This window comes from Flavihumibacter sp. CACIAM 22H1 (assembly GCF_001601815.1).
In the GTDB taxonomy this organism is placed as follows: domain Bacteria; phylum Bacteroidota; class Bacteroidia; order Chitinophagales; family Chitinophagaceae; genus Flavihumibacter.
This window is the reverse complement of the sequence record NZ_LUKG01000012.1, coordinates 3,427-16,098: the sequence shown is the minus strand read 5'-3', so window position 1 is coordinate 16,098 and position 12,672 is coordinate 3,427. Positions and strand designations below refer to the sequence as shown.

Below are 12,672 nucleotides of genomic sequence, written 5' to 3'. Positions count from 1 at the left end.
GTCCGGTATTTGTCTACGCCTTGCCTGTTACGGTTATTGTACTGGTGCCTTTGAGTTACCTATTTGCTAAATGGATGTTTAATAAAGCTTTTGGTAAACACTTGCGGTCATTGGAAGGTCTGATCCGATCACTTGAGATGGATAATTAAATAAAAAACGCCGCAGTAATTGTTTTTACTGCGGCGTTTTTGACTAAGCCTATAAAATTACCGGTTGGCAATGGTAAGTTTCTTCGTTACCAGTTGATCTCCTTGTTGAACCTGGATCAGGTAAACACCCGGGGTTAGGCCGCCTACCTGCATTTGTAAGAGGTTGCTGCCGGGTTGAATGGCCATTCGTTCGCCTTTCACCTGCCGTCCGTTCAGATCAATTATCCTAATTTCTGCTGTACCGGCTTTTTGTGCGGGCCAGCTGATTTGAAGACGATCCTGTACCGGGTTTGGATATAAACGGAATACCGGCTGAATTGATAGGGTTGCCTCTCTTTCACTTGCAATGGCTGCACTGCTGCCGTTCTCCTCTTCCTCCTTGGCATTCTCTTTCTTGTAATTCAGTTTAAGCGTGTAGCAGCTTTTGCCATTAAAGGCGCCTCTTTTGCCCGCTACAAGAATGGTATAACGTTCTTTTTTCTTTGTTTCATCCAGCTCAATACGTTCATCCGCCTGGCCGTCGTTGGTACTGCTTCCTACCAGCTTTCCTCTTGAATCGTAGAGGTAGATATCATAGTCAGCGGGCAGGTTGATCAAATCAAGTTTCAATCCTTTTTTATTGTTTTTAGCATAGAAGTAGAAACGATCAGTATCCAGCTGGTTTGAAATCAGCGCTTTGATGGTTGATTTCATTTTCAATTCCGTGCCAAGCAGGCTGAACAGGCGTTCATATGGATCGGTACAGGGAGCCGAACCCGGATCTTCCAGGGCACCAATGGGTAGATTATTAAAATACAGGAGGCCAATTCCTTTGTTATTGACCAGCATTGGGGCGGATGTATTATCGTGCCCGATAAAGCTCAAACCCGTAGGGTCATTGGTGGTGCCCGGGTTACGGATAAAATCCATGACCACTTTATAGTCATTTATCACGAGAGAGGTAATCTCAAAATCACCGCCTTCTAACCGGAATTCACTGGTAAGGTCTCCCAGGGCTTCATACCCGCTTGCAGCATCCTGCAGGGTTAAGGTTAGCTGGGTAGCCTGTGAATTTTCAACCGCGGTAAAATTTGCTTTTAGAGGAGCTGGTGCATAAATAGAACTAGGTAAATTTTTTACATCATACACATCTTTTTTAATGAGTTCAGTGATCCAATCGCCAAATGATCCATAACCATTCGGAAAATTAAAATGACAGTAATTAATGCTTCCGCCATCGAATAACTGGGCGGTAGCGCCGGTAGACATAACGGAAATATCTTTGCGGGCGGTGTCGAGCTGGCGCTGTGCTTCCTGTATTTGTAGGGCTCCATCAGCGGATTCCATACCGCAGCCAAAGCGGATCTGGAACAGGTAAATCTGCTGCAGGCCGGGGAAGTCTTTTTTCCAGTCGGCATAGAGTTCAAGAAAGGCCTGTTTGTATTGTTCCGTGCTTAGCTGCGTGCCACTCAAAACACCTACCGCATCCGATTCTCCCTGGTGCCATAGCACAGCCTGGATATCTTTTTCAAATCCTGCTTCTTTAATACGGCTAAAAAGTCTTCCATAATTGGTAGTCAGGGATGCCGGATTTCCATCATTGCGTTGGAAAAACTGAATAGGCTGACCTGGGTCTGCTCCATTAAAAATGGCCACCGGAATTTTCATAGCGCCAGCAATATTCGAAGCCATACGCATTCCCCACTGACCGGTATTGCCATTGTTTTCGAACCAAACATTGCCATCTCCAATAAACCATTCTTTGGTAAAACTGTAAGAGCTGCTTCCACTTCCGTATACCCGTACAAATTCCCGGTTGGGTGCATTGGTAGCTGAATTGGCATCGTTTTCCGGCGTCCAGTTTCCCCGAAGGTTGGCAACAGCGTTAGATTGCCCCTGGATTATAAAGGCATCGCCCGCAACAACCTGGTCGGCTGATTGCAGGAGGGTTTGAGATAGGCCTTTTACACCATATAGGTCAAAACGGTAATTTGCCAGTTCCGCTTTAATTTCTTCATTGAGTTTAAAGCTTGCCTGGTTGTTTCTGTACACCAGCAGTACGGAACGCTGGCTAACCAATTCATTATTCCGGTACTTTTTGAGTAATAGCATAGAATAACCACTGCTTTTATCAATAGTACCGGCAATTGGTATAGTTGCCTTATTGTTTTTCTGGTTTCTTGGATAGAGTTGCCTGTTTTGCGGATATTGACTGATCTGTGCAAGGGTAGCTTGTACCACAATAACGAATAGCACACAAAGTGCTGGCCCCCGCCAATGGCGGAGGAAGGGCGGACTGCTGAATTTCATGACTCCTAAGGTTTACTGGTTAACAATCGACAATTTACGGTTTATTATCATTTGTCCATGCTTAATTTTTAACACATAATTACCTTGAGGAAGTCTGTTTAAGGGCATTCTGTATTGAATAGCACCTGCCGGTAAATTCTCCTGCCTTACCTGCCAGGTACGACCCGCCATATCAACCAGGCTGAACTCAGTTTTTGACGAAGTAAGTGCCTGGTATTCAATGGTGATATAATTGCTGGCAGGATTTGGATACAGGTGAATGCCGGTTATTTGCAGGGCTGGAATTTCCATTGCTTCCCGGGCTGTTCCGATTTCACGCAGGTTATTGGATGCTACATAGGCGGGTGAGCCTGCAGCAAGCGGACTTGAAAATGCTTCCGCTCTGATCTGATAACATACGGAAGGAACTACCTCCCCGGATTTACTGATAACTTTTATTCTGTAATTCGTATTGGCCGGACCATCGTTATAATTGATCACTTCTGCGGTTGTTCCGCTGTTTGCCGAGCGGGCTAACTCTACGCCATTTACATCATAGAGGTAAAGGTCGTAGTCTGCTGCCAGGTTCCATACACTAAGTTTGAAATACGGGAAGTTCCAGGTTCTGAAACTGAACCAGTCTTCGTCTGAACTATTGGCAATAGAGGCAGACTGGTTGGTATTATGTGCCAGGGTTTTGGCTGCGTTGATATCATTGTTGGGTTCATAGATATCCGGGCAGGCCGGGGTTGTCGGGTCTGGGAGCTGAATAGTTCCGGGGTCTGATACCGGTGTGGGATCAGTGGTGCCCGTAGTAGTGGTAGGAGGAGGGGTTGGGTTGGCCAATGGGCTGGAGAAGGCTTCCAATAATAAAGAGTAACAGCGTGATGGATCAGTTGCTCCATTTTTACCTACAACCTTAAGCCGGTAATTGGCATCCGCCAGTCCGTCATTATAAATAATGGCCTCCTCTCCGGTGCCTGTATTGGTTACGGAACGGATCAGCTCTCCGGTAGTGGAATATAGGTACATGTCGTAGTCGGCCGGTAAATTGCTCATACGAACCCGGAAGTACCGGAAACTCCAGATCCTGATATTAAACCAATCTTCGTCTGAAGCGCTGCCAATTGAGGCCTGAATACTGGTATTATGCGGCAGTGTTTTGCCGGCACTGATACTATTATTGGGCTCATAGGAATCAGCACATATAGTTCCGGTGGGCGGTGGCGGAGTTCCTGCTGAAATGGGGAAATTCCCAAAATAAATTAAACCCAGTCCCTGGTTATTGGTAATAATAGGTGCAGCATCGCCCTGGTGACTTCTGTAAGTTACCGCAGTAGGGTTAGAGGAGGTGCCGGAGTTCCTGGAAAAATTTATGTAGATAGTGGCGTTCGTAAGGCTGACACTGGTAATGGTGTAACTTCCTCCCTCCAGTTTAAAATCGTTACTGATATTACCATTGAGAGTGAAGTTGCTTTGCTGATCTTTTAGTGTAATTGCTACCTGTGTAGCAGCCCCTGCGCTGTTATATGCGCTGAAACTGGCTGCCTGTGGTTCTGGTGCTTCAATGGCAGCCGGCATAAGGTTCCCAAATAAATCGCGCCGGATTACAGCGGTCAGCCAGTCGCCGATATTTTTGTATCCGTTCACAAAATTATAATGACAAAATTCGAGTCCGTTGCTTTCGTACAACTGGGTAGTGTTTGAACTTGAAATCGTAAGAATTTCGCCTGATTCTTTATCTAACTGGCGCTGTGCTTCCTGTATTTGTATTGTATTGTCGGGAGAAATAATACCGCAGCCATGGCGTATCTGCACAATGTAGAACCGGTTAAGTCCCGGATAATCTTCTTTCCAGTCGCTGTACAAATTAGCAAAACCATTTTTATATTGCTGGGTACTTAGCTGGGTACTGCTTAGAAGTCCCTGGTTATCGGATTCTCCCTGGTACCAGAACAATGCGCGGACATTATTTTTAAGCCCTGCTTCTTCTAAGCGGCGCAATAATCTACCATAATTGGTGGAAGAGGAACGGGGGCTGGCATCGTTTCGCTGGAAATAACTGAGCGCTTCGCCCGGCATAGCTCCATTAATAAGGGCTACCGGAACATTGGTTGCTCCAACAAGGTTAGAGCCAAGCCGCATACCCCATTGGCCAACCTGGCCATCTACATCGTACCAGACATTTCCTTTTCCAACAAACCAGGCTTTCGTATAGGCCATACTGGTACTGCCACTACCGTATACCCGAACAAAATTCCGGAAGGGTGCATTGCTGGGATCGTCTGCATTATTAGCGGTATTGGTGGCTCCACGGAGGTTAGCCACAGCATTGGATTGCCCCTGGATGATATAGGCATCACCTGCCACCACATTATTAACCGTACGTAGATGCGATTCGGACCAGACAGAAACACCGTAAAGGGAGAACCGGTAGTTATTACGCTCCGCCGGAATCTGCACATCAAAATTGTAATTGGCGTTGCCATTGCTAAAACTCAGATCGAAGGTTAGGGTTCTGATCCAATTACCATCCCTGTACACATACAGCCGCATGCGACGGTAGTTAGTGGTTTGGGAAACGGTTCCTGCAACACGTACCGTTGCAAGATTGGTACTTAGGTCACGGGGGTATAGCTGATTGTCCAGGGGGAAGGTCGTTATCTGTGCTGCCAGCTCAGTTACAGATAAGATACAGCATAACAAACATGCCACTACAGTTGACATAGCTTGCCAGGGGCGATGATGGGGTTTCATGCCAAAATAATTTCTACGGTTAAGAATGCGTTTAGAAGGCCGTGCTAATAATCGGAGATAAGTAGGTATTAATAAGGTAGGATTGCAGGCTGGTCAGATCGTGTAGTGCTATAAAGTTAAATCAATTTTAAAGACAAGTAATTTGGAATTTTATTTTTTTTAATGGTTTTGCCCTGATCTGCAAAAATCAAGTGTTTTTACGTTAGGGTTTGTTGAATAAGTACCCTGTTTAGGGTATTATTTTCTGCGTTTATTGGTTACCGTTAAATCCATAAACTAAAAAGAGGCGGATGAACCGCCTCTTTTTACTATTCAGAAAAAAACTTATTTCTTTTCCAGGAGTTTGTAGAATTGATCCAGTTGAGGAAGAATTACGATCCGGGTGCGGCGGTTAGCAGCTTTTCCGGCGGCTGTAGCATTGTCAGCAACAGGTTTGTATTCTCCACGACCGGCAGCAGCCATCTTAGCCGGATCCAGGCCATATTTTTTCTGGAGTACTTTTACTACGCTGGTAGCGCGCATTACACTGAGGTCCCAGTTATCTTTAATGATACCGATATTACCGCGTACTTCATTATTGTCGGTATGACCTTCCACCATAAATTCGATATCAGGCTGGTTTTTTAATACCAGGGCAACTTTACCCAGTACTTCTTCCGCTCTGGTAGTGATTGCATAGCTTCCGCTTTTGAACAGGAGCTTGTCAGAAATATCAACATACACTACGCCTTTATCAACTTTGATGTTAATGTCTTCATCTTCCATATTGCCAATAGCCCCTTTCAGGTTCATTACCAGCGCCATATTCAAAGAATCTTTTTTGGCCATCTGTGATTGCAGGTCCTGGATATAAGCGTCTTTCAGACCCAGGTTATCCATTGATTTTTTGATGCTTTCTGCCTGTGCTGAAGAGATGACAGACAGATCCTGCAATTGTTTCAGTGCAGTTGTGTTGTTCTCTTTCAAAAACTCCATTTGCTTGTTCAGGTTGGCAATCTCTGACTCTAATCCGGCCCTTTTACGAGCTTCTTCCGCTTTAGCGTCTTCGCAGCCTTTCAGATCATTTTGCAATTGATTGTGCTTATCACTCAATTCTGCATAACGAGCCTGTTCAGCTTTGAATTTTTTGGAGCTTACACAGGAAACCATGGAAACTGATGTGAAAGCTACAAGTACTAAGTAAGAAACTTTCATTTGGTTATAGTTTTTAGTTAAAATTTCGCATAAATGTACGCCTAACTATCAAGTTTTCTGCCTCAATTCGGGGACTTTTAACAACACTTGAATGTATGCAATGGATTATTAATGTGTATTAACCCAGCTGTCCTTCAAATCCTGCATGCCCAATTCGGGGTATCGGCCCTTGACCGGTGCAAAGAAATCAATAATCCGGGGTAAATCATCCGCCGGTTTTGCGCCTGGATAAAAGGGTTTTGACAGTTTCAGTGTTTTACTAGAAAAATCCATGCCAGCCATTACAATGGGTACCCCTGCAAGCTTGGCAATATGCCAGAAACCTGTTTTGAGGCGGTCTACTTTTTTTCGGGTACCCTCGGGGGATAGTGCCAGTACGAAATTTTTGCGCTGTGCAAACTGCTCCACAACCTGGTCTACCAGGTTGTTTTTGCTGAACCGGTCAACGGGTACCCCGCCTGTTGCTTTAAAAAACCAGCCCCAAGCACCCTTGAATAATTCCTTTTTGCCAAGATAGTGGGCGTAACGGATAGGAATTACAGAACGGGCAGCCATGCCGGTTACAACATCCCAGGCACTTGTATGCGGGCCTACAATAATAATTGCCCTGGTCAGTTCCGGTGGCCAGCTGCCTTCCAGCTTCCAGTTGTTCAGTTTCCACCAGCAACGCCAGAAATAGTTTGCCAACATACGCTTGGTATAGGTTTGTACCCTATTGTTGGGTAAGGGATAAAATGAAAGAGACCATCTTAAAAGACGGCCTCCATGAATTAAAAACCTGGTACATTATAAAACCAGCACCCCTTTTGCCACAAATTGTACTTCTTTTTTGGGTGCTTTTATTTTTTCAATTTCTTCGGAAGGTTTTCCGGCATCTTTAGCATAGTGCTTCTGCTGCTTTACCGACACTTCTTTTACAATTGCTTCTCCTTCCAGGATCACTTCTTTACCCTGGATATCTTTTGGCATAAAAAAACCATAATCCTTGAACTTTACCATCAGGTTTTCGCCATTTTCCTTTTCCAGCTTCATCCAACAGCCTTTCTCCTGGCATACTTCCACCACTTTACCGGTTATTTTCCCGGAATAGTTGGTGCCGTTCATTTTGGAAGGAAGTTCATTTACAGGGATAGCACCTTCTGCACTGGTGGCGGCACCGTAGGTAGTTCCTTTTGCTGCCGGAGTAGGTGTCTGTGCATTGGCAGATACAGCCAGGGCAAAAATACCGATTGCTAAGGTTAGGATTCTCATGTTAATAAAATTGGTGATGGCAAAGATACAATTCAAGTGCTATCCTGCTTGTTTGAAAAAAAGGACATATGTGAAAAAAACCATAAAAGGTCAAGGGTGATTGAACGGTAAAATTTTTAGTGAAATATTGCTAAAATAATTAGTGTTGGTTAGTTATTCTGCCTATCTTTGCCCAAGAAATTTTTTGACCTGTACTAAAAAAACACCCGCTATATGTCAAATGCAGAAAAATTGAAGGCGCTTAAGCTGACCATGGATAAAATCGATAAAGATTTTGGGAAAGGTTCGGTGATGATGATGAATGAGCGGTCAACTGAACCGCAGGAAGTGGTATCAAGCGGTTCCCTTGGGCTTGATGTGGCTTTAGGAATCGGGGGCTTTCCCAGAGGCCGGATTATTGAAATTTATGGCCCGGAATCTTCGGGTAAAACCACGGTTGCCATTCATGCCATTGCCGAAGCGCAAAAAAAGGGCGGGATGTGTGCTATAATAGATGCCGAACATGCGTTTGATAGCTCTTATGCCAGGAGGCTGGGGGTAGATGTGGATAATTTATTGATTTCCCAACCCGATTATGGAGAACAGGCTTTAGAGATAGCAGATCGGTTGATTCTCTCCGGAGCATTAGATGTAGTGGTGATTGACTCGGTGGCAGCCCTCGTACCAAAAGGAGAGTTGGAAGGAGAAATGGGAGACAGTAAAATGGGGCTTCAGGCCCGTCTTATGAGCCAGGCGCTTAGGAAGTTAACGGCTACCATTAATAAAACCAATACGATCTGTATTTTCATTAACCAGCTACGGGAGAAAATAGGTGTAATGTTTGGAAATCCTGAAACCACAACGGGTGGTAATGCATTGAAGTTTTATGCCTCAGTAAGGTTGGATATCCGTAGAATGAGCCAGATTAAAGACGGCGACGAAGCAGTAGGAAACCGCGTAAAAGTAAAAGTGGTAAAGAATAAAGTAGCGCCTCCTTTCCGTGCAGCCGAATTCGATATCATTTTTGGAGAAGGCATTTCCAAAGTAGGCGAAATAATAGATATGGGCGTAGACCTGGGTATTGTTCAGAAAAGCGGCAGCTGGTTTAGTTACAATACGGATAAACTGGGACAAGGAAGGGATTCTGTGAAGCAGTTACTGCGGGATAACCCTGAATTGCAGGCGGAAATCGAGAAAAAAATAAGGGAAAAAATTGCAGAAATGCAAGCAGGTTAATCACGTATTTACCTGTAATACGGCCGGCTTCCTTCTTTGGAAACCGGCCTTTTTTGTTCCTGCCTTACGATTGCCTATTTTGCAGAATGACGCTTATGAAGCAATGCTTTTTCATTTTTCTTTTAGTATTGATGTATGGGGCGGCCTTTTCCCAGGCAGATAGTTTATTGAAAAAACCGGGGCAAACGGCTTTAGACAGTGCAGGCTCCGACCAACCCGGTTATTACCGGATTAACAGGAGGTATATCAACAGCTTTTTTTCCGATTTCCCCTTACTGGCTTCCGCACCAGCGCGTTATACCAAAAAAGACTGGAAAACAGTAGGGCTGGTGGTGGCCAGTGCCGGAGCCCTGATGGTGGCCGACCGGAGCATTAAACAAATAGTGCAAAGAAACCGATCGGGCTTGTTTGATAATACCGCCAATATTGTAGAGCCATTTGGCAATAAGTATCCCCCTTATATTATTGCAGCCATGTACTTGACCGGCGTTATCAGCAAAGATCGGAAGATGGAACATGTATCGCTGATCACTGCAAAGTCGCTCGTTTTCTCCACCGTTTTTTATGCAGCCTCCAAACAGGTCGTACGTCGGCGCCGGCCGGCATTTACAGATAATCCCTTTGAAGTGAATAGCATGTTCCAGGGAGGAAGAGAATGGACTTCTTTTCCATCCGGCCATGCCAACACCATATTTACGGTAGCCACAGCTATTTCTTTACAATATCGCCATAAGAAATGGGTGCCTCCGCTGGCTTACGGCATTGCCGGTTTAACCGGACTATCAAGAATTTATGACAACCGGCATTGGGCCAGCGATGTACTGGTAGGGGCGGCCATGGGACATTTTGTTACCAAAACATTGTATAAAATAGAAGAGGCAAAGACAAAAAAGCAAGGCTTGCGCCAGCTAAATTTTTAAACAGGTAAAGCTTACTTTAATACCTTCAGCCGAACCATCTCAATCCGGGTATGGCTTACAGAGAGAATTTCAAATTCAAAATGATCAATAATGATCCTGTCTTTAATTTTTGGAATGGTTTCGTGGTGTTGAATAATAAAACCAGATAAAGTTTCCGCTTCCTCTTTGGAAAAATCAAGGTCATATTTTTCATGCAGGTAGTCGAGCTCAAGTCGCCCGGAAAAGATAAATTCCCGGTCGTTCAGTTTTTTCTCTTCCAGCTCCTCGGTATCGTGCTCGTCCTGGATTTCTCCGAAAATTTCTTCCAGCAGGTCCTCCATCGTTACAATACCGGACGTGCCTCCAAACTCATCCACCACCCAGGCCATACTTTTTCGCTCCTTGGTGAATTTGTTAATCAGGTCGGTTGCATTCATGCTTTCCGGTACTGCCGGTATAGGCAGTAACACCGTGGCAATGCTGGAAGGTTCTTCAAACATATCGAGCTGATGGATATAACCTACGATATGATCAATATTGCCTTCATACACCACCAGCTTACTGAGCTTGGTTTCTATAAATCGCTCCAGTGCTTTTTCAACAGAGCTGTTGATTTCAATGCCTTCAATTTCTTTTCGGGGTATAAGGCATTGCCGTACTCTTACCGTTGGCAGGGAGAGCGCGTTTTCGATAAGGCTGGCATTCAAATCCTGTGCGTCTCCTTCATTCTCATAGCTGGATTGTTGAAAATGAGTATCAAGATCTGCGCGGAAAAAACTTTCCTTTTTTTCATCCACCCTAACATTGAAGAAATATTTCAGAATTCCCTGTGAAATACTCACAAACATATTGGCTACAGGGTGAAAAATCTGGTAGCAAATATTGGCAAAAGACGCCACCCCGGAATTTAATATCCATTCATTTTTAGAGCGCCAGATGGCTCTTGGAAGAAATTCGCCAAAGAATAAAAAAATAAATGAAGCCAATACTACCTCCAGTAGTAATTCTATAAAATCAGCTGCGCCGGAAGGAAGGGTTCTTTCCATCCATAGGGAAACTGGTTCCAGTGCCTGGCCTATCATCAATCCATAAGCTACCAGGCAAATATTAAACAGGATCAGTACTACTCCGATAAAAAGCGATGGCTGATCCAAAAAATTACTGATCAGCGTTCCGCCGGTTCTTCCCTGCTTTTTTCTTAGTTCAACAGAAAGCCGGTTAATGCTTCCAAAAGCTGCTTCAATGCCAACAAAAACCCCGGCAAGTAGCAGGAAGAAAAGAATAAGGCCGATCGTATTATAATTCAGATCTGTCATATACTACGAATATAAGCATAGTTTTCTCATCCTTTATCCACCGTAATATCGTCTTCACGGGCTAAAAAATCAAGTATTAGCTGTTCTGCTTCCCGACAGGCTTTTTCCAGTTCATCGTTTACGATTACATGGTTAAAATGATGTTTAAAACCAATTTCGTACGACGCTTTATTTACCCTTGCCTGTAAACTTTCAGCCGTTTCAGTACCCCTGCTTTGTAACCTGTTTTTAAGTTCTTCAACACTGGGCGGTTCAATAAATAAGGAAAGTGTATTATGTGGATATTGTTGTTGAATATGGATAGCTCCTTTTACATCTATATCCAGCATAGGCACCTGTTTGGCCGCCCAGATTCTTTCCATTTCAGTTTTAAGGGTACCGTAATATTTGCCTTCATACACCATTTCCCATTCCATGAAATCATTATGCCGGATATGGTTTTTGAATTCCTCTACGGTCATAAAATAATAATCCTTTCCGTTCTGCTCTGTACCTCTTGGTTGCCGCGTGGCTGCTGAAATCGAAAAAGCAAGTTGGGGATACTTCTGTAACAGATAGCGGGTTATCGAAGTTTTGCCGGCACCGGATGGAGCCGTTATAATAATAATTTTTTTATTGGTGTACTTCATCAGATCCTTTTGATATCAGCCCCCAGCGCTATGAGTCGTTGATCTATATATTGGTATCCCCTGTCTATCTGTTCAATATTCTGAATAATACTTTTGCCTTCAGCACTCAGGGCTGCAATCAGCAGAGATACACCCGCCCGGATATCCGGGCTGCTCATGGTAATGCCTCTTAATTTTTGATCTCGCCCAAGCCCGATTACGGCAGCCCGGTGCGGGTCACATAAAATAATCTGGGCGCCCATATCAATCAGTTTATCCACGAAAAACAAGCGGCTTTCAAACATTTTCTGGTGTATAAGAACAGACCCTCTGGCTTGGGTTGCTACTACCAGTACAATACTCAGGAGGTCGGGCGTAAAGCCTGGCCAGGGATGATCAGAGATGGTAAGTACGGATCCGTCCAGGAAGGATTGAATTTCGTACACATCCTGCGATGGTATGATTATATTATCTCCTTCAAATTCAAGCTGGATGCCTAATTGACGGAATTTTTCGGGAATAATCCCGAGGTGTTCGATGCCGGCCCCCTTAATCTCCAAGCGGCTTTGTGTCATCGCAGCCAACCCAATAAAGGAGCCTACTTCAATCATATCAGGCAGCATACGGTGACTGGTTCCGCCAAGGTAATCAACCCCTTCAATCATAAGCAGGTTACTGCCTATTCCACTTATTTTAGCGCCCATTCTATTGAGCATTTTACACAGTTGCTGCAAATAAGGCTCGCAGGCTGCATTGTAAATTGTGGTGGTACCCTTTGCCATAACTGCCGCCATCACAATATTGGCAGTTCCGGTTACAGAAGGCTCATCCAACAACATATAACAACCTTTCAGTTGGGATGCATCCAGGTGAAAAAATCCATCTTCCGGGTGGTAGTCAAAACGGGCGCCCAGTTTTTCAAAACCAATGATATGAGTATCCAGCCTTCTTCTGCCGATTTTGTCGCCGCCCGGTTTGGGAATAAATGCTTTTTTGAAACGGGCCAGTAGAGGAC

At 44.5% G+C, this 12,672-nt stretch carries 10 protein-coding genes; 2 read left to right on the top strand and 8 right to left on the bottom strand.

Going from position 1 to position 12,672, the window contains the following annotated elements; all coding sequences use genetic code 11:
• Positions 1-206 precede the first annotated feature (206 nt).
• The 5 genes from A1D16_RS05605 to A1D16_RS05585 form a co-directional block, all read right to left on the bottom strand.
• On the bottom strand, positions 207-2,438 hold the full coding sequence (locus tag A1D16_RS05605; protein WP_290708301.1) for a T9SS type A sorting domain-containing protein: 2,232 nt from the start codon (positions 2,436-2,438) through the stop codon (positions 207-209).
• A gap of 12 nt (positions 2,439-2,450) precedes the next feature.
• Entirely contained in the window at positions 2,451-5,174 is a 2,724-nt protein-coding gene (locus A1D16_RS05600) for a sialate O-acetylesterase (RefSeq protein WP_290708300.1), read from the bottom strand.
• A 324-nt stretch (positions 5,175-5,498) separates the two neighbouring features.
• A complete protein-coding gene (locus A1D16_RS05595; RefSeq protein WP_290708299.1) occupies positions 5,499-6,368 on the bottom strand; it encodes an OmpA family protein in 870 nt (289 codons plus the stop codon).
• Between the two features lie 108 nt (positions 6,369-6,476).
• On the bottom strand, positions 6,477-7,058 hold the full coding sequence (locus tag A1D16_RS05590; RefSeq protein WP_290708298.1) for a 1-acyl-sn-glycerol-3-phosphate acyltransferase: 582 nt from the start codon (positions 7,056-7,058) through the stop codon (positions 6,477-6,479).
• 96 nt (positions 7,059-7,154) lie between these two features.
• Complete coding sequence (locus A1D16_RS05585) at positions 7,155-7,619, bottom strand: DUF4920 domain-containing protein (RefSeq protein WP_290708297.1); 465 nt, start codon at positions 7,617-7,619, stop codon at positions 7,155-7,157.
• Between the two features lie 213 nt (positions 7,620-7,832).
• On the opposite strand from A1D16_RS05585, the gene recA reads away from it, so the two are divergent.
• Entirely contained in the window at positions 7,833-8,834 is a 1,002-nt protein-coding gene (gene recA, locus A1D16_RS05580) for a recombinase RecA (RefSeq protein WP_290708296.1), read from the top strand.
• Between the two features lie 95 nt (positions 8,835-8,929).
• Positions 8,930-9,754, top strand: coding sequence for a phosphatase PAP2 family protein (locus A1D16_RS05575; protein WP_290708294.1), 825 nt, complete (start codon positions 8,930-8,932; stop codon positions 9,752-9,754).
• Between the two features lie 11 nt (positions 9,755-9,765).
• Here A1D16_RS05575 and A1D16_RS05570 read toward each other — a convergent pair whose 3' ends face one another.
• From A1D16_RS05570 to A1D16_RS05560, 3 genes are all read right to left on the bottom strand, one after another.
• Positions 9,766-11,049, bottom strand: coding sequence for a hemolysin family protein (locus A1D16_RS05570; RefSeq protein WP_290708293.1), 1,284 nt, complete (start codon positions 11,047-11,049; stop codon positions 9,766-9,768).
• Positions 11,050-11,075: 26 nt separating this feature from the next.
• On the bottom strand, positions 11,076-11,678 hold the full coding sequence (gmk, locus tag A1D16_RS05565) for a guanylate kinase (RefSeq protein WP_290708292.1): 603 nt from the start codon (positions 11,676-11,678) through the stop codon (positions 11,076-11,078).
• Positions 11,678-12,672, bottom strand: a 995-nt coding sequence (locus A1D16_RS05560; RefSeq protein ID WP_290708291.1) for a UDP-N-acetylglucosamine 1-carboxyvinyltransferase, incomplete at its 5' end; no start/stop codon positions are given. The genes gmk and A1D16_RS05560, both read right to left, overlap by 1 nt.

Coding starts and splice junctions, on each gene's coding strand:
- A1D16_RS05605 (WP_290708301.1), bottom strand. CDS start 2,438: ATGAAATTCAGCAGTCCGCCCTTCCTCCGCCATTGGCGGGGGCCAGCA.
- A1D16_RS05600 (WP_290708300.1), bottom strand. CDS start 5,174: ATGAAACCCCATCATCGCCCCTGGCAAGCTATGTCAACTGTAGTGGCA.
- A1D16_RS05595 (WP_290708299.1), bottom strand. CDS start 6,368: ATGAAAGTTTCTTACTTAGTACTTGTAGCTTTCACATCAGTTTCCATG.
- A1D16_RS05590 (WP_290708298.1), bottom strand. CDS start 7,058: ATGTTGGCAAACTATTTCTGGCGTTGCTGGTGGAAACTGAACAACTGG.
- A1D16_RS05585 (WP_290708297.1), bottom strand. CDS start 7,619: ATGAGAATCCTAACCTTAGCAATCGGTATTTTTGCCCTGGCTGTATCT.
- recA (WP_290708296.1), top strand. CDS start 7,833: ATGTCAAATGCAGAAAAATTGAAGGCGCTTAAGCTGACCATGGATAAA.
- A1D16_RS05575 (WP_290708294.1), top strand. CDS start 8,930: ATGAAGCAATGCTTTTTCATTTTTCTTTTAGTATTGATGTATGGGGCG.
- A1D16_RS05570 (WP_290708293.1), bottom strand. CDS start 11,049: ATGACAGATCTGAATTATAATACGATCGGCCTTATTCTTTTCTTCCTG.
- gmk (WP_290708292.1), bottom strand. CDS start 11,678: ATGAAGTACACCAATAAAAAAATTATTATTATAACGGCTCCATCCGGT.